Here is a 17,365-nt window from a genome sequence, read left to right on the forward strand (position 1 = left end):
CTTCGGAGGCGAGGCCCCCCGGACGACAAGGCCGAACAAGACCGTCGATGCCACGACCAGCAGAAGTCCCTTGACCGCGAAGCTGCCGATAGGGGTGCCCGGCGTTATAAAGGAGCGGACCAGGGAGATGATCCCGACCAATACCAGCAGCATACTGAGAAATAAGGGAAAGTAGGCCGGACCCATCTTGAGGGCCGTGCCGATATGATAGTCCCCGACCAAGGCGATAATAATAGCTCCTGATCCGATGGTGATATAGATGAGACCGGTCAGGAAGTCTTTGATACTGCGAATGGGTGAGGTCAAAAGGCCCTCCCTTTAGTCGGCGTAAATACCGGCTTTCTTGATGATCGGTGCCCACTTGTCGATCTCGGCCTTAAGGTGGGTCCGCAGCGCCTCCGGGGTGGCCCTGTTTTCGGCCACCGGTTCGGTACCCAATTCGGCAAAGCGCTGTTTAACCGTGGCATCTTTCAATGCCTCCTGCAAGGCCTTGGCAAGTTTATCAATGATTTCCTTGGGCGTGCCCTTAGGGGCATATAAGGCGTGCCGGACGGCAACTTCAAAATTCGGCAACCCGGCTTCGTGCATGGTTGGGACGTCCGGCAGCGAAGGGACCCGCTTCTTGGTGGTCACCCCGTAGACCTTGATTTTGCCCCCCTTGATCTGACTGGTCGTGTTGGTGGTCTGGTCGCACATAAAGTCCACCTGGCCCCCCAAGAGGTCGTTCATGGCCGGACCGGTGCCTTTGTAGGGGATGGTGGTCAGGTCCGTCTGTAAGGCGGTCATGAAGAGCATGCCGCAGAGGTGCGAAGCAGCACCCAGACCGGCGTTGGCGTAAGTGACCTTGTCCTTGTTGGCTTTCACGTAGGCGATCAATTCTTTGAGGTTTTTGGCCGGAAAATCTTTCTTGGCCACCAGGGTCATGGGGACATCGGTGACCAGGCCGATAGGTTCGAAGTCGGTGATCGAATTATAGGGAAGTTTGCGATAAAGAGCGGGGGCTGTGGAGTGGCCGATATGGTGCATGAAAATCGTATAGCCGTCCGGGGCCGTCCGGGCCACCCGGGCCGCCGCAATAGTGCCCCCGGCACCGCCGACATTTTCTATGATAATCTGGGATTTAAGAGATGCGCCCATGGCCCGGGCGACCAGCCGGCCGACGGTATCCGTCGGGCCACCGGCTGAGAAGGGGATAATCATGGTGATCACTTTGGTCGGATACTGTTGGGCGTAGACCTGTGATGCACCGATTAATGCCAGACCAATGAGCATTCGGAAAATAATTTTGCCAATCATGAATAACCTCCATTTCCAATGATTTTTTAAACTAAGTATAAAGACGGGCCTTTATAAATCCAGCAATTAAATAGCAAGAGACATGCCAATAGGGGCAAATGAGGTGCCTGCCCTTTAACCTTCTATTTTTATTGATAACTCCGGTTTTGCTTCTTACAGGTGTTCCATTCGTTAAACGAAAATCCATAAAAGTTCCCGGTTGGCCGGCTGGAAAACCGTACGGAATATTCAACGGATTATAAATAAAGGACCCATAAAAAGTATTGACGTCAATAATATGCTTAATCGGAAAAGGGCTTCCCTGTCAAGATAAAATAAAAGGCCCATCCCCCTTATGCGGGGATGGGCCTTTTATATAGCTTATAGAATAATTATTTATCTGCGGGTATCAGCGAAAATCTGCGTCCTGATTAAAATATCCGTCTTTAATGAATCGAGGCGCTGTTGGGATCCAGCTTAACGGAAATCGCGATCTTATACAAGAGGGTAAGGACTAAAAATCCGGTGGCCCAGACCCCCAGAGCGATAAAGATTTCCGGTAAGGTCGGGGCATATTCGGTGATGTGCTCCAAGGGAGAGGGCATAAAACCGGTGACCACCAGGGTGAGACCTTTTTCAATCCAGAGAGAGCCGAAGACCCCGATACAGGCCGCCACCAGCCAGGCGTTGCTTTTTCGGGCCAGCGGCAACAGGAGGATAAGGGCCGAAAGGCAACCCGCCACCACCGATATCCAGGTCCAGGCCACATATTTGTTATGGCCTTCCAATCCGAAGAAGAGATACTGGAAGGCGTGCTTGTGGCCAGGAATGTTGCTGTAAAAAGCGGTAAAGAGCTCCAGGAGGACGAAGAAAATACTGGCCAGTATAGCGTAGGTCACAATATTTCTTAATTTATTAATGGCCTCCTGTCCGGCATCAAAGGTGGATAATCGTTTCACCAAGAGGGCCAATAGAATCAAAAAGGCCGGACCGGCGGCAAAGGCCGAGCCTAAAAAACGGACGGCCATGATCGCCGTCAGCCAGAAATGCCGGCTGGGCATACCGGCGTACAGGAAGGCCGTGACCGTGTGGATACTGATGGCCCAGGGAATGGATAAATAGATAAGCGGCTTGACCCACTGGGGGGGCGCAACCGCCTTTCGCTCGGCAGCCAGCACATTCCAGCCGATTAACAGATTCAGGAGCAAGTAGATGTTTAAAACGAGAAAATCCCAAAAGAGAATCGAGTTGGGCGTCGGATAAAGAATGATATTCAAGAGCCGATTGGGATATCCCACGTCCACCGTGACGAACAAAATGCACATAACCACCGAAGCGATGGCCAGGAATTCGCCCAGGATGGTAATCTTCCCAAAGACCTTCACATCGTGCAGATAGTATGGCAAAACCAGCATGACCGCCGAGGCCGCGACCCCGACCAGAAAGGTAAACTGGGCGATGTAAAACCCCCAGGAGACATCCCGGCTCATACCGGTGATTCCCAACCCCTCATTATACTGATAGAGATAACAGGCAAAGCCGATACCGATAAAAATCAGCAAAAAGATAATCCAGCTAAAATAAGTCTTGGTTCCCGACAGGGCCTTTTCAAACATAATCACCTCATACTAAGAAATAAACATTCGGTTGGGTTCCCAAAGAAGGTTTACGTCGAATCGAATAATTTTCCTTAAGGAGCTTCCTGACTTCTGAATTAGGGTTATCCAGGTCGCCGAAGGTCATGGCCCCGTTGCTGGCCTCCGCACAGGCCGGATAGAGGCCTTTGGCGATCCGTTCTTCACAGAAATTACACTTCTCCACCACCCCTTTGGACCGGGTGGGATATTCCGGGTTGGTGGGTTCCTTGAGGAACTTGCGAGGGTCCCGCCAGTTAAAACTCCGGGCACCATAAGGGCAGCCGGCCATACAGAACCGGCAACCGATGCAGCGGTGATAATCCATCATGACTATACCGTCAGGGCGTTTGAAGGTGGCCTGGGTGGGACAGACCCGGACGCATGGGGGATCGGTACAATGGTTGCAGAGGACCAGAAAGGACTTATGGGCCATGCTTTCCGGCAGGAATTGATTCTGATCATCGGGAAAGGCGTTCTCATACTTCTCCGTCCAGATCCACTTGATTTCCTGCCGCACATTGGCCACCTTGGGGACATTATGGGTCTTATTGCAGGCGTCGATACACCTTTGGAAATCTTCCGGGGTTTTGAATTTTCGGGTGTCGATGACCATGGACCATTTCTTCCCTTGCGACAGGGGTGCCCGGGCCTGGGCCTCTATGGCACCAGGCTTAAGGATCTCGAAGGCGGCCTGGCCCCCGAGTCCCCAGAGGGAAGCGATCCCGGCAATCCTTAAAAATTCTCTTCTGTTGATGCCCATCACTTGGTCTCCTTTGGTGCAATATGGCAGTCCCAGCAGAACGGTTTTACCTCCATATAATTATGGCACTGATCACAAAACTGGGTTTTGTTGGAATGGCATTTCATACAGCCATTCTGAAGACTTTTTTCAAAAACCCTCCCGTCCGCCGCAGTATATAATCGTTTATAGTCTCCCCGGACCACTTCGTGGCGCCATTCATCCAAAATCTTCATATGGGTGGTTTTCATGGTCGCTTTGGGTTCGAGGCACTTTTTTTCCTTCATCTGCCTAATAACCGGTGTATCTATTTTGGGGTCCGGCTTGGCAGCCGCCTTTCCCAGATTGTACCAGAGAGGAAAGGTGACCAGAATCACAAAAACAATAATCATCGGAATGATCTTATTTTCATCGTACATCATTCTTCATTCTCCTCCTCGGCTTCTCCACCCAAAGGTTCACCGCGTAAATCGGTGGTCCGTTCGATCTCCCCATCCATAACCAGGGCATTGGCCACCAGTTCATGCAGGCCGGTGACCCCGACCTCCGGCGCCCAATATTCCATCAAGGTGCTTAATGCCGCCCGGTCTATGGCGCAGATGTTGGCCAGCATGTTGACCCCGTGTTTGTCCTGCACGTAACGAACGGCATTGGCCCTGGGGAACCCGCCCCGCATCCGGAGTTCCATATTCTCCCCGGCATTCAGGCCAGAGCCGCTGCCGCAACAGAAGGTCTGTTCCCGGATGGTCCCCTCGGGCATCTCAAAAAAATTATTACAGACACTCTGAAGGACGTATCGGGGCTCTTCAAAAAAGCCCATCCCCCGGGCGGTATTGCAGGAATCGTGGAAGGTCACTTTCAGGTGATCGTTTCGGCTGGGATCCAATTTTAACTTGCCGTTTTTAATCAAGTCGGCCGTGAATTCGACCAGGTGGACCATCTTGGTGGAAGTGGCATTTTCAAATCTGGTCCCGGTAATCGGGGATACCGGCACTTCCAGAAAGTCGGCCGGGCCGTTCATGGTATCCATGTACTGGTTGACGACCCGCCACATATGGCCGCATTCGCCGCCCAGGATCCATTTAACCCCCAAACGTTTGGCTTCGGCATACATCTTGGAATTGAGCCTTTTCATCATTTCATGGGAAGTAAAAAACCCGAAATTCCCTCCCTCGGAGGCATAGGTACTCCAGGTATAATCCAGTCCCAACTGATGGAACAGCATCAGATACCCCATACAGGTAAAAGTACCCGGATCGGCGAAGACGTCTCCCGATGGGGTGACGAAGAGGATCTCGGCCCCTTTCCGGTTAAAACTGGGCTCAGGGCGGATCCCGGTGACCCCTTCGACCTCATCCAGGAAAAAATCGATCATATCCTTAAAGGCATGGGGCTCGATGCCCAGGTGATTCCCTTTCCGGAAACAGTTGGCTACCGGTCCGGCGATCCAGTCGATATTCAGGCCTACCAGGTTCAACAGCTCCCGGCCGATAATCGTTACTTCGGCCGTGTCGATGCCGTAAGGGCAGAAAACAGAACAGCGCCGGCATTCGGTGCACTGGAAAAAATAACTCCACCATTCTTTCAGGACCTCTTCAGTCAGATCCCGGGCCCCGACCATTTTCCTGAAAATCTTGCCAGCCGTGGTGAAGTCCCGGCGGTAGACCGACCTTAAAAGCTCGGCCCGGAGGACCGGCATATTTTTGGGATCACCGGAACCGATGAAGAAATGGCATTTGTCGGCACAGGCCCCGCAACGGACACCGCCCCCCAAAAAGATGTGAAAACTTCGAAACCGGCTGATCCGCTCCCGGATTCCTTCAATGATAATCGCTTTCCAATTATCGGGTAATTTCCAGTCTTGATCCAAGGGATTCCAGGCCCTGGGATTGGGCAGCCCCACGGCCTCTAAATTTTTAGACTGGCCGGCATAACAATAGGTTCCGGGTTTTATTTCCGCCGGGGTATTCATCCAGCCCTTAAAGAACGGGGGGGAATGTTTTATCCGGGATAATTCTTCAGGAGTTGGGACATTTTTGACAGCCATATTTACTCCTTCTCCACTGGAATTCCAGCCTCAATCATTTTTTCTTTAAACTCTTCTTCGTATTCATCGTAGGTATGGACCTTTACCGGGTAATTCCAGGGATTGATGTGCCTGACCATCCGGTTATTATTGGCCATGATTCTCGTCGGACTCAGGAAGACCCCCCCTAAATGAACCAGCTTGCTGAAAGGGAAATAGGCCAACAGACAACTGACCAAAAACAGGTGCATATAAAAAAGGACCCCGATCCCCTGGGGGAGAACGGGGTGAAAAGTCACCAACCCCAGGACTAATTGCTTGGCACTGACGATATCTACCTTGAGCAGATAGCGCATCAGGATTCCGGTTATGGCAATGGCCATGATCAGCAACAAGGGGAAATAATCCGTGGGTAATGAGATGTATCGGACGGTAGGGATATAAATTCTTCGGAGGAACAGATAAGCGGCGGCGGCTAATAAAATGACCCCACTCAAAAACAAGGCCGGAAGCATCAGGCCCGGCAAAGGACCGATCCCGGCCTGCATAAATCCATCCAGGGCCTCGATGAGCGTAACGAAAGCCGGGACCGGTTCGGTAAAAAACCGGAGGTGCCGGATCAGGACCACCAAAAAGGAATAGTGGAAGAGGATAGCCGACAGCCAGAGCCACTTTTCCCATTCATAAGTGACCCGGGGTCCTTCTCGATATTCCATGGTACTGTTTCGGAATAGGGAACGAAAGAGGAAGATCTCCAAAACCATTCTTCCAAATACGCCTGCAGCGGTAGAGGGGTTCTCCAGTTTGTTGGGTTTGATCCAGGGGAGAGTCTTCTGCTGACCGGCCGTGGTGGGAATGCGGAAAGGGACCGCTGAAAAGGACCACAGGAGCAATCGCCCCACAACCCCCGCCAGAAAGGTGATCATGGCCAGGTAAGGAATAACTACCCCGAACAAAACCTGCAGGTTGGCCACCTGCATCCCCACGAAGGGGATGAAAACGAGAACCAGTACCGTGATGAAGGATAAGATAATGCCCGATATAAAATTCATGAAAGTCTACCTCTCCTCAATTAGGTTTGGCCCTGAAACACTTGACTAAAATTCGGATTGCGGATTGCGGATTGCGGAATATTTAAACAACTCGCCAAAAAGTCGTCCACTCTGCCATTCACGGCAAACCCCGGATCAGTTTCATGATCGGAACCGGATGGTTGTTAATTCCGCAATCCGAAATCTAAAATTATGCCGGGCCCGCCTCCGCTGGTTCTTCCACGACCAGTTTGGCCCTTCGAAGCAGCCGGACGGTCCGGTTATTAATCTCATTGGCTTTGAGATCGTAAATCTTTTCCCGGCACTTCATAAATATATCAAATGCCAAAAGGGCTACGGCGTCTATTCTGGACTCTAATGCTAAAAGGTCTCTCCCTGCCCGGCTTTCTTGAATTTCCTGCTCCAGTTCCTCTCTGAACACCTGTTTCAATAAAAAGATGAAGGCCAAAGCCTGGGAGGCCGAGAGATCTTGAACGGCCCGTATACGAATAATATTTTCAAGAAAAGGCCGCAGGGTTTCGAGGTCTACCCCTTTAAAAAGACCATCCAGGACGGGTTCAATCTCCTGGGAAAGGATATATCCCACCGGGTTGGCAAAACGATTCTTTTTATTTTTTAAGAATCTGGCGGTCTCTTCGGGGTAAGTCTCAATAGTCAGATCAAACCATTTGTTTAGAATGGCCGTCTTTCTATCGGCATAGAGTTTTTCCAGGTCCATAAAGGTGATTAAAGGTGACGAGTGACGGGTGACGAGTGACAAAGAAAAACCCGTCACCCGTCACTATCTTTTACTCGTCCTATTGACCTGTAGTTATACGCAACCGGTCGGTTTAGGAAGGCCGGCCATCTTACAGGCCCCTTTTCCAGGTCCGGAAGGGAACAATTCATAGATGTATTTGAGCTTGTATCCGGTAACCTTGGATAAAATCCGGACCATGGGGGCGATTCCGTTTTTTTTGTAATAATCTTGCAGGATATTAATCACTTTCCAATGTTCTTCGGTCAGCTCTTTGATTCCTTCGGATTCCTTTACGTAATCGACCCACTCCCGGGCCCAGCTATTGAAATCATCGATAAAACCATCTTCATCAACGCTAAAGGTTTTTCCTTTAAATTCAACGGTAGGCATGCTTACATCCTCCTCGTAAAATATTTTTTTGTGGCCAATAAATGACCTATTTTCTCTAAAATGTCAAGGGGATTTTATCTGTTTTCCCCTAAATTTATAAGGTCAAAGCTGTATCCTTGTGGATAACGGTCTTAAGCCGCTTCCCTCAAGGGGGGTCTCAAGCGGCGGAGAACCTTCGGTTCTACGGAGCTTATATTCTTTAGACTGCTCCACCAGGGCCGGGGCCCAGCCCGGGGTCCCTAAGGCATGGAGATGGGTATAGGTGGCCAGAACATTTTTATAAACAATCCCTTCCCCCACCCCATCCAATCCAAACCCTTTGATCATTTTAAAAACCGGGGCAATTCGGCAGGAGTCCCAGTCCAAAACACGGGAATAGTGGAACTCATGGCCTTTGAGAACCATGCCCACCGGGAAAAATGGGTTTTCTTTCCGGACCTTGAGCGTGGTATAGCCATGGCCTTGCGGTCTTTTCTCGAGGACAAAGGCTAAAGGCAGGGTTCCGACCATGGGATAAGCCTCACCCTGGTAAATCAAGGTCTTCCCTAAATACATCAACCCCCCGCATTCGGCATAGACCGGCAGCCCCTCTTCGATGGCCTCGTTCAAGGCCAATCGAAATGATGCGTTTTGAGCCAGCATAAGGGCCTGGGTTTCAGGAAACCCTCCCCCGATATAAAGACCATCCAAGCCTGGCGGAAAGGCCCCTCCCAGGGCATTTAAAAAGACCAGTTTGGCCCCGGCCTTTTCCAGGGCCTCCAGATTTTCCGGGTAATAAAATTGAAAGGCTTCATCCTGGATGACGCCGATCAACGGATTAGAAGAAGAAGTACCGGCCTTTTTTGAGTAAACCGGATGGAGCGTGAAGGACTTCATCGCCGGGGCATCAAAAGCCAGGGTCCTGAGACTATCCAGGTCTAAATAATTTTCCGCTAAATTTTGGGCGGAATGCACCGCTTTACCCACTTCGGGATGCTCCTGAAAAGGCAGGAGCCCTAAATGGCGTTCCGGAAAATGAGAGGACGGCATCCGCGGAATAGCGCCTAAAATGGGGAGACCGCAATACTGTTCAATGGACTTCCGAATGATGGTTTCATGCCTGCTCCGGGCAATATGATTCAAGACAATCCCTTTCAAACTCAGGGCCGGATCAAACTGCTGGCAGCCGAGGATCATGGCCGCTACGGTGCGGGTGGTCTTGGTACAATCTACAATCAATACCAAAGGGGTTTTTAACATCTTGGCCAGCTCGGAGGTGCTATAGGTCCCTTGAGGGTTAATTCCGTCATACAAACCACGATTGCCTTCAATGAGGGACAATTCCCCGGCTTGGGCCCTCTGTTGAAAGGAATGGTGAACGGTTTTCTTTCCCATCAAAAAAGGGTCCAAATTAAAACACGGGTGGCCGGCTGCCATAGCCAACCACCCGGCATCAATATAATCCGGTCCCTTTTTAAAAGGAACAACCTTCAAGCCACGGGCCATCCAAGCCGCCAAAATTCCCATTGAAATGACGGTTTTTCCCGATCCCCCCCGCAGGGAGGCCATCATGATGCGGGGTAGACCCATTTTCCCAACTTCAACTTCAAAATTGCTTTTTAAGGCAGGAACACCCTGTTGAAAGGGGCTATTCCTCCCCTTCCTCAGCGGCGCCTTGTTTACCGGCCCCTTTAATGCCATACAGGGTGGTGCTTCCGCTGGACCAGTACTCCAGCATCCCCTGCTGAACCATATTATTGACTAATTTATTGACTTCCCTGGCCTTCCAATCGGGCAGCATGGCATAAAAATCTTTCAGATAAAATTTGGATTTGCCCTTTTTCTTTTCCAGGCCATCCATAACAATTTTTTGGGCTTCGGCGACTTCCATTCTCAACCTCTTTCTTTTTGAGTTTTAAGTTTGGAGTTTTGAGTTCGGAGTGAGGAGACTGGCAAGTCTTTGCTCCGAACTCAGCACTCCGAACGCTTAACGTTTTTTTTCAAATTAGGCCGTAAACTTGAACTGAGAAGTCTGCCGCCAGGTATAATAAGCCGGATCACGGAAATCATCAATCAGGTGATGGGTAAAATCCAGACCGGTTTTTTCAAAAAACTTTTCCCAGCCGATCCTTTCGGCCCATTCCCCTAACCGCTCGTATTTCTTGGCATCCGCGGCATAGACCTCAACGATATTGCGAATACAATCGGTAGTCTCCGGCCAACGGGGTACATTATTGGGCAGGAAAGCCACCACCACCTTGGAAAACTTGGGGGCGCTGATCCGGTTGGAGACCTTCCCGCCGACCATGATCACGATTCCATCCCCATCGGCATCGGCCAGGGGCATGGCCGGACACATGGTATAGCAGTTTCCACAGAACATGCAGCGATCCACGTTGACCGCTACGGCCTGGGCATCCGTTCCATCCGGTTTTTTGATCTTGGCCGGTTTAATGGCCGCGGTCGGACAGGCGGCTATGGCCAAGGGAATTTCACAGACCTTATCGATCACCTCGGCATCGATCATGGGCGGTTTGCGGTGATAGCCCAGGATGGCGATGTCGGAACAATGGACGGCCCCGCACATATTCAAACAGCAGGCCAGGGAAATTCGGACCTGGGCCGGCATCCTCATACTGGTAAAATCATCAAACAAGTCATCCATGACCGCTTTGACCACGCCGGAGGCATCGGTCGCCGGGGTATGGCAATGGAGCCAGCCCTGGGTATGGACGATGTTGGTAATCCCGGCGCCGGTCCCGCCAACGGGAAATTTAAACCCTCCCCCCGGCTGTTTACGGCTCAGAAGATCCTGTTTTAAGGGTTCGACTTTGGATTGGTCATCGACCATGAATTCAACATTATTACGGGTGGTAAAGCGAAGGTAGCCGTCGCAGTGCTTGTCGGCGATGGCACACATCTCCCGGATATGGGAAATACTCATCACCCGGGCCCCGCCGACCCGGACGGTGAAGACCTTGTCCCCGCTTTCCGCCACATGGACCAGGACCCCGGGTTCTAAAATTTCATGGTAGGCCCATTTTCCAAAGTTATTCTTTATGACCGGAGGAAGGAATTCCTCATAACTTTTCGGCCCGATATCGGTAATTCTATCCTTTAAAGGATTTGATGGATCATAAGGCATCGGTAGTTACCTCCTATCTCTGATGATACTTGCGATATTCTTTAATGTCTCGGTCGAACCCGCCCTCAACTTCTTCCGCTTTCCAGAAGATATAAGGATTGGTCCTGGGTTCCTTAACCATTTGAGGAAGCGGCTTCAATTCCATGGCTTCCAAAAGCTTCTGGAACCCTTTCCTCTTGATTAATTCTCCGAGACGTTCCCGGTTCTTGCCCTCTTCCATCCAATAATCCCAGAGTTTCTCGATAAGCTCTTTGATTTCAGTATAGGGCGGTTCGGCTTTAATAAAAGGAACCAGCAGGGAACCCATCTGGGCGCCGTCCAGGATGGGGGCCTTGGCCCCGACCAGAATGGACAATCCCGTATCTTCGCCGATCCGTAAGGCCCGAGGCATGACATTGATGCAATGCATACAGCGGGTACATTCGGGGTTGAAGATTTCCAATTGTTTCCCATCCCAGGCCATACAGTTGGTGGGACAAAGGTCAATGACTTCTTTCTGGATATCAAAGGCCCCCCAATCGCGTCCGGAATGGGCACCGGCATTGGGTTTTAATTCCCCGGCCACATAGGCGGCAACGGCCTTCTGATCGATCCGGATATTGTCCTTCCAGGTCCCGATAAAGGACATGTCGGATCGGGCAATGGAGGCCACACAGCAATTCGGACAGCCGTCAAATTTAAATTTAAATTTATAGGGGAAGGCCGGACGGTGCAGATAATCCTGATATTCGTTGGTCAGGTCAAAACAGAGGGCCTGGGTGTCATAACAGGCATATTCACAGCGGGATTTCCCCAGACAATCGGAAGTCGTCCGCAGGTTTGATCCTGAACCGCCGAGATCTTGGCCGATATCATGGGTCAGTTCCCAAAAGACCTCTTCCAATTGAGGCGTATGGGTCCCTAAAAGGATGATATCGCCGGTGGAACCATGCATATTGGTGATCCCACTGCCCCTTCTTTCCCATAAGTCACAAATCTTCTCCAAATACTCGGTGGAGTAATATTTACCGCCCGGTTGATTGACCCGGATGGTATGGAAATGGGCTACTCCAGGAAACATTTCCGGTTGATCGCAGTACCTGCCGATAACGCCCCCCCCATAACCGAAAACGCCGACGATTCCGCCGTGTTTCCAGTGGGTGCGTTTGTGCACGTAGGTCAGTTCCAGAACGCCCAGGATATCATCACAAACATCTGCGGGGATCTGGAAGTCAACCCCTTTTTCATTCTTGGCCCGAGATTCTGCTTCTCGTTTTATATCGCTTACAAAACTCGGCCACGGCCCGCTTTCTAATTGATCCAGCAGGGGTGTTTTGTGCTTCATTAGTATAACCTCCCATTCTATAGTGATAATAATTTATTACTGGTAACGATAAGGTATTAACGCCCTTAAGGGCTTATTGAATTCGGCCCACCACCTCCCCTCGGAAAGGCATTGTTCGTCTATCGGCATCGTTCCCCTTTTCACAGTCCATAAGGTAAGAAGGCCACCTTTCTCGAAATCTCTTCGAAGATTCCAGCCCCCCACAATACGTGAATGTGAAAAAAAAGACAAGGCTTTTCGCCTCGCCCTTGCGGATTTTTTCATCCAACGCAGGAAGGAGTGTTTAAGGGGATTTTAAAGAAAATCCAAACCCTTTTGTAACAAAAGAACCTATAAAATAGTTTGTCGGTTTTTGTCAACAAAAAAAGAGAAAAAAGAGACGGCCCGGAGCTTACCCTTCTGATCCCGGTCAGTTAAAGGACCCATAAACCTGGGTTATATGAGGGGATAGATGGCGCCGGATCACCGGCAGGTCCGGAGCAGCCGGGTCATAGGCATCCAAAAGGGCAGAAAATCTTTCCACCAGGTCCCCTTCGGAATACCGGCTGAGCCCTTTCAGAAAAGATTTTCGAAATCCGGCCGTTAGGCCTCCTTCTCTTTCTTTAATCTGCAAGGCCTCCTGGAACCCTTCCCAGGTCATCTCCAGGCAATCATCTTCGGCCCAGACAATCTCTCCAACCCCATCCAGCCGATCCAGCCGCATTCTCAAAGACAGATTCAAAAAAAAGAAAAGCAGGGCCTCTTCGACCGTATTCTCGGAAGGCTCCATCATCGGTCCGTATTGTCTGACCGTCACCAGCCGGACCTCCACCTTTTCCCCTTCCCTTTTTACCACAAAATCACCGGCCCCATGGTGCCAGGGGAAGATCTGGTCAAATGTCAATGGGTTATAATAAAGTGTCAATATCTTGGAAATTTCGAGATAGACCTGTTTTCTTTGTCGGTCAGTGAGATATCGGGGGCTTTGGTTTCCATCCCAGAGGATCAATTTTCGGGTTCCCTCAGCAGGATCTAACGATAGATGAAACTCATGGAATCCCTCAAACCATTCGGCCAGAAACAGGCCCGCCGGGGCGCCCTCATCCCCCAAGGGGCAGGAATAAACGATCGGCAGAAAAGGGTAAGGATATTCCCTGGTCAGAAAAGTTAAGGCCCTGATCTCCCCCAACATAGCCGCCCGTCCTCTTTCGGTCAGGGCAACATTCATCACAAACCTGGCGCATCTCTCTTTGGTGATTACTTCGATTTTGGCGGGATGGTACAGGTTTCCATGTTTTTCGGCATAAATAAGGATTTCCGTTACCTCGGAAAGCAAAACAGGGGAGGCCAGTTGCCGCCCTGTCGCCTGCAAAAGCAAGGCAAATGAGTTTCTTGAAATAACGTCCTGGATGACCTGAAAATAACTCCCGAAGGTCCAAGGCCCGTTTCCCGGTTCCATGGATCCGTTTCGGCTCTCAGGCAAGGGGGCGCCGGTCCATCGGGCCTCGAATGGAACCTTTCCCAATAAAGAAGAGGCCATCCATTTAATCCGGGGTTGGGTTGTTTGGATCAAAAGCGGAAAACCTAAAGATTGGTATTAGACCTAATGCCCTTCTGGGGCGCCACGAAACATAAAAATGGATCAAGATTCAATGGGTTTCAACGAACTACGGATTTTCGCGAACCCTGATCCCCGAACCCCGATCCCTGAAGGTTATCGTACTAACTCCGGATTACTTAAGCCGATTCCGGCCCTCCCTGGTAGGGCTCGAGCTCCTGCAAAAACCGGCTATCGACCGAAAAACCATAAGTCCTGGCCTGGTCGCAATGGGCAACTGCTTCCTGGAAGGCCCCTTTTTCAAAATAGGCCAAAGCCAGATTGTTATGGGCCACCGCAAAGGTGGGGGCCATCTGCAAGACCTTTTTTGAGGCGGCGATACTTTCCTCCAAACGGCCTTGCATAAAATAGGCGCTGGCCAGGGTGGCCAGGGCCTGAATGAATTGGGGATTAATGGCCACGGCCTTTTCCAGGGCATCGACAGCGGCATCGAGTTCCCCTTTTTGCAAATAGGCAAAGCCTAAGTTGCCATAGGGTACGGAAAATTTCGGCCTGATTTTTATGGCATCCCGGTTAAGTTGAATGCACTCTTCCAGGTCCCCTTGTTGTAAGTAGATCCCTCCCAGGTCCACATAAGCCTCGGCCAAACTGGGACTGCTGTGGATAGCCTCCTTAAATTCATGGATGGCCTCATCCCATTTCTCCTGTTTAATCAAGGCGATGGCCAGGTTATAATGGCTGGTTCCGCAGTCCGGGTTTTTGGTCAGGGCTTCTTTCAGCCCTTCGATATATTCTTCGGTGGTTTGCGGCTGATTTTTGGTTACTGTCTTCATGGATACCTCTCAATTGGATAATTCCTATGGAAAATAAAAACAAGATACCACAGGGGGGGAATTAAGTCAAAGTCCGCTTGAAAGTCCCACCAGAGGCTTTATTTCCGACTTGGGGTGGTCCGGGACCAGTTGATTATGAAAAAAAGGAGGCCTGAGAAGAAAGAAATTTAGCCGCCCCTTCCTTTCGGTCACTTGAAAGAGGAGGGACAACTGCGGGACGATATACTTTTTCGAGGTATTTTTTTTTATTTTTGTCTTAACTGGATGAAATCGGCAAGAGTGAGACCGGCATCCGCAAGAATGGATTTCAAGGTTTTACGTTTGATTATTTTGCCTGAATGGATCGGAACAGTTGTTCTTCTTCTGTCGCGGTCCCTAAAATAAATGGCGTGGCTGCTCCCCGACTGGCGTTTAAGCCTGAAATCTATTTTTTCTAAGATCAAGATGATTTCATCCGAAGTAACGGCGGGAAATTTCGGACTCATACAGCCACCCTGAGCGTTGTGATGGTCACATCATCCTCAGGTATCGGCTCGCCTTCTTCTTGATAATCTTCTATAAACGCATCAATGGCTTCCCTCATTTCCTGGAGGGTTTCCTCGTAGGTTTCCCCCTCGACATGGCAGCCCGGAAATGCAGGGCACATGGCAAAATATCCCCCTTCTTCGCAGGGTTCAACAATCACTGTGAAGCAGTATTCTTTCTTATCGCCCATGCCTTACCTCTCATACTCATCCCATCACAGCAGATGCCAAAAGGGTGGGTTAGTGATTCGTCCGAGCAGAATTACGGCCGCTCTACAAGACTATAAATTTCGAGATCGCCCTCTTTTTCAAAAATTTTAAATTTTATTATAAAAGCAAAAAGTTACAAAAGCAAGGCTTTGCTCCATTGTATCTGAACCTTATTTTGGATTCAGATTTGTTCTTAAAATTGGTCGGAGTGTCCCTTCGCCGGGAAATCTTCCGGTCGCCTGTATCGCAGGGAACATTTGCGAAGCAATGGAAGGTTGCCTTCGGGGAGGACTTGCCCTGTGAAACCATTTTCTTATTTCACTGAGGTCGCCAGAGGGCAAAAGAAATGTCCTTCTTTATTCAGGTAATCCTTGAGCGAGTTGCGATATCACGTGACCGGAAGGGATATCACGTGACCGGAAGGGAACGGGCGGTTAAGAAAACTTTATTAAGATATCAAAACAACTTGACTTTTTAGAAACGACGCGCTAGGTATTTCAATACCTTTACAATAAACCTTTTTCTTTGCCGGCAACCTTAACCAAGGGAGCATAAATAGAAGAATATTAGACCCCATTTCTTGATAGAGAGGTGGGGTTTTTTATTAATCAATATTTGAAAATTGGTATCGCCGGGGTTAACGTGAGGGATCTCCCAAAGCTGAGGCTGGGGAAATAACAGGTGACCAGAATTTCACTTTCAGGCAATTTACGCATATGGCTGGTTCCAATGGTTGGGATCATTCGAGCTGATGAAGTGGGAGCAAGGGGACGGCATTTATTAAAGGAATGTGATGTGAATGAAAAGAATTACTGAACCTGGTGGGTGTCCCCTTTTCACGTCTGGAATATATCAAACGCCGAGGGGGTATTCTCCTGCTCACCGGTGATCCCGGCGTCGGCAAAACCCTGGCCATGTGGCGCTTTGTCGATGCCCTCAACGAAAACCTCTTCAAACCCTTTTATACCCCTCTTTCCACCCTCTCCCGCGCCGATCTCCTTTATCATATCAATCGACTCTTAGGCCTACCCACCCGGCTTTCCAAAAGCGCCATCAAGACACCCTTAATCGCCTATTTTTTTTTGACAAAGACATAAAGAGGGTGTAAAATATCATTAAATTTCTGTTATGATTAATAAAAATTAACCCAGATTTCGTTATAAAGGACTCCCCATGGGAAATACTGGAATTAAATTAACCGGGATTAATAAGCAGCTTTCTATGATCCCTCCTCATAAGCTGGACGAAGTGGAAGATTTTATATCTTTTATTTTGGCTCAGAAAAAGGTTAAGACCAGGGGGGTTATTAAACTGACCGGAATTTGGGAAGGGAAGGGTTTTGAAAAACTGAATCTAAAAAAAGAGCTCAAATCCCTGCGCAGCGATCTCTCCAGGACTATTTTAAAACGAGCCGTGTAGAATGGATTACCTCGGTGACACGGTAACCATCATCCGCCATTTTTCCGGAACCGGTAAGATGGGCCATTCGGCCAGGGAGATTCTGGGCGGCGTAGATACCGGGAAAAACCGTTTGTTCATCTCATCCATTTCGCTGGTGGAGATTCTGTATTTATCGGAGAAAAAAAGAATTCAGATCCATTTACAGGAAGTCATCGAACTGATCGGCCGATCCACCAATTACCATGTGGTGGATTTAAACCCTCAAATTATCATCCTGTCCGAAAGTTTAAAATTCCGTGATATTTTCGACCGCCTTATCATGGCTAAGCCCGATACTTGGGCGTACCCCTCATTTCCAGTGATAAAGAAATAGCCGAATCAGGTTTGATCGAAACGGTCTGGACCTGATTATATTTCACTTAAGGAGCCCCCTCACGCCTCATGTCTCACCCTTTGTCTTTTTCTCCTTTGCCTTTTTTTCTCCGAACCCCGAACTCTTAACTCCGAACTTCTTTCCCCCTGTCCCCCCCTTTGAGCTTTGATCTTTTTCTCCA

General features: G+C 49.7%; 20 protein-coding genes. 3 read left to right on the top strand and 17 right to left on the bottom strand.

Features of this window, described 5'->3' with window-relative positions; all coding sequences use genetic code 11:
* From HY879_20695 to HY879_20775, 17 genes are all read right to left on the bottom strand, one after another.
* Positions 1–306 (bottom strand): tripartite tricarboxylate transporter TctB family protein (locus HY879_20695; GenBank protein MBI5605759.1); only part of this gene is annotated, 306 nt, incomplete at its 3' end.
* 12 nt (positions 307–318) lie between these two features.
* Positions 319–1,296, bottom strand: a complete 978-nt coding sequence (locus HY879_20700) for a tripartite tricarboxylate transporter substrate binding protein BugD (GenBank protein ID MBI5605760.1) — start codon at positions 1,294–1,296, stop codon at positions 319–321.
* Positions 1,297–1,721: 425 nt separating this feature from the next.
* The gene (gene nrfD / locus HY879_20705) at positions 1,722–2,891 is read right to left on the bottom strand and encodes a polysulfide reductase NrfD (protein ID MBI5605761.1); all 1,170 of its coding nucleotides are present in this window, start codon (positions 2,889–2,891) and stop codon (positions 1,722–1,724) included.
* 7 nt (positions 2,892–2,898) lie between these two features.
* Entirely contained in the window at positions 2,899–3,672 is a 774-nt protein-coding gene (locus tag HY879_20710) for a 4Fe-4S dicluster domain-containing protein (protein ID MBI5605762.1), read from the bottom strand.
* Complete coding sequence (gene dsrJ, locus HY879_20715; GenBank protein ID MBI5605763.1) at positions 3,672–4,070, bottom strand: sulfate reduction electron transfer complex DsrMKJOP subunit DsrJ; 399 nt, start codon at positions 4,068–4,070, stop codon at positions 3,672–3,674. The genes HY879_20710 and dsrJ overlap by 1 nt, the downstream gene beginning before the upstream one ends.
* Positions 4,070–5,698, bottom strand: a complete 1,629-nt coding sequence (locus HY879_20720) for a (Fe-S)-binding protein (GenBank protein MBI5605764.1) — start codon at positions 5,696–5,698, stop codon at positions 4,070–4,072. Before HY879_20720 ends, dsrJ begins: the two co-directional genes overlap by 1 nt.
* Before the next feature lie 2 nt (positions 5,699–5,700).
* Entirely contained in the window at positions 5,701–6,729 is a 1,029-nt protein-coding gene (gene dsrM, locus HY879_20725; GenBank protein ID MBI5605765.1) for a sulfate reduction electron transfer complex DsrMKJOP subunit DsrM, read from the bottom strand.
* 190 nt (positions 6,730–6,919) lie between these two features.
* Positions 6,920–7,489, bottom strand: a complete 570-nt coding sequence (locus tag HY879_20730; protein MBI5605766.1) for an RsbRD N-terminal domain-containing protein — start codon at positions 7,487–7,489, stop codon at positions 6,920–6,922.
* 51 nt (positions 7,490–7,540) lie between these two features.
* Positions 7,541–7,858: a TusE/DsrC/DsvC family sulfur relay protein gene (locus HY879_20735; protein ID MBI5605767.1), complete on the bottom strand. Its 318-nt coding sequence runs from the start codon at positions 7,856–7,858 to the stop codon at positions 7,541–7,543.
* Positions 7,859–7,960: 102 nt separating this feature from the next.
* Entirely contained in the window at positions 7,961–9,427 is a 1,467-nt protein-coding gene (locus tag HY879_20740) for a cobyrinate a,c-diamide synthase (GenBank protein MBI5605768.1), read from the bottom strand.
* 58 nt (positions 9,428–9,485) lie between these two features.
* A complete protein-coding gene (locus tag HY879_20745; protein MBI5605769.1) occupies positions 9,486–9,728 on the bottom strand; it encodes a dissimilatory sulfite reductase D family protein in 243 nt (80 codons plus the stop codon).
* A gap of 114 nt (positions 9,729–9,842) precedes the next feature.
* On the bottom strand, positions 9,843–10,982 hold the full coding sequence (gene dsrB, locus HY879_20750; GenBank protein ID MBI5605770.1) for a dissimilatory-type sulfite reductase subunit beta: 1,140 nt from the start codon (positions 10,980–10,982) through the stop codon (positions 9,843–9,845).
* Positions 10,983–10,995: 13 nt separating this feature from the next.
* Positions 10,996–12,306 carry a dissimilatory-type sulfite reductase subunit alpha gene (gene dsrA / locus HY879_20755; protein MBI5605771.1) on the bottom strand — a complete coding sequence of 437 codons (1,311 nt, stop codon included), beginning with the start codon at positions 12,304–12,306 and terminating at the stop codon, positions 10,996–10,998.
* Between the two features lie 409 nt (positions 12,307–12,715).
* Entirely contained in the window at positions 12,716–13,858 is a 1,143-nt protein-coding gene (locus tag HY879_20760; GenBank protein MBI5605772.1) for a hypothetical protein, read from the bottom strand.
* A 164-nt stretch (positions 13,859–14,022) separates the two neighbouring features.
* The gene (locus HY879_20765; GenBank protein MBI5605773.1) at positions 14,023–14,676 is read right to left on the bottom strand and encodes a tetratricopeptide repeat protein; all 654 of its coding nucleotides are present in this window, start codon (positions 14,674–14,676) and stop codon (positions 14,023–14,025) included.
* A 245-nt stretch (positions 14,677–14,921) separates the two neighbouring features.
* Positions 14,922–15,161 (bottom strand): type II toxin-antitoxin system HicA family toxin, encoded by a 240-nt coding sequence (locus HY879_20770; GenBank protein ID MBI5605774.1) that lies wholly within the window; start codon positions 15,159–15,161, stop codon positions 14,922–14,924.
* Positions 15,158–15,391, bottom strand: a complete 234-nt coding sequence (locus tag HY879_20775; protein ID MBI5605775.1) for a type II toxin-antitoxin system HicB family antitoxin — start codon at positions 15,389–15,391, stop codon at positions 15,158–15,160. The genes HY879_20770 and HY879_20775 overlap by 4 nt, the downstream gene beginning before the upstream one ends.
* A gap of 840 nt (positions 15,392–16,231) precedes the next feature.
* Between HY879_20775 and HY879_20780 the strand changes: the two genes are divergently transcribed.
* From HY879_20780 to HY879_20790, 3 genes are all read left to right on the top strand, one after another.
* Positions 16,232–16,507: an ATP-binding protein gene (locus tag HY879_20780; protein MBI5605776.1), complete on the top strand. Its 276-nt coding sequence runs from the start codon at positions 16,232–16,234 to the stop codon at positions 16,505–16,507.
* A 76-nt stretch (positions 16,508–16,583) separates the two neighbouring features.
* On the top strand, positions 16,584–16,829 hold the full coding sequence (locus HY879_20785) for a hypothetical protein (protein ID MBI5605777.1): 246 nt from the start codon (positions 16,584–16,586) through the stop codon (positions 16,827–16,829).
* Between the two features lies 1 nt (position 16,830).
* A complete protein-coding gene (locus tag HY879_20790; GenBank protein MBI5605778.1) occupies positions 16,831–17,184 on the top strand; it encodes a hypothetical protein in 354 nt (117 codons plus the stop codon).
* Positions 17,185–17,365 lie beyond the last annotated feature (181 nt).

The organism is Deltaproteobacteria bacterium (assembly GCA_016219225.1).
Lineage (GTDB): Bacteria > Desulfobacterota > RBG-13-43-22 > RBG-13-43-22 > RBG-13-43-22 > RBG-13-43-22.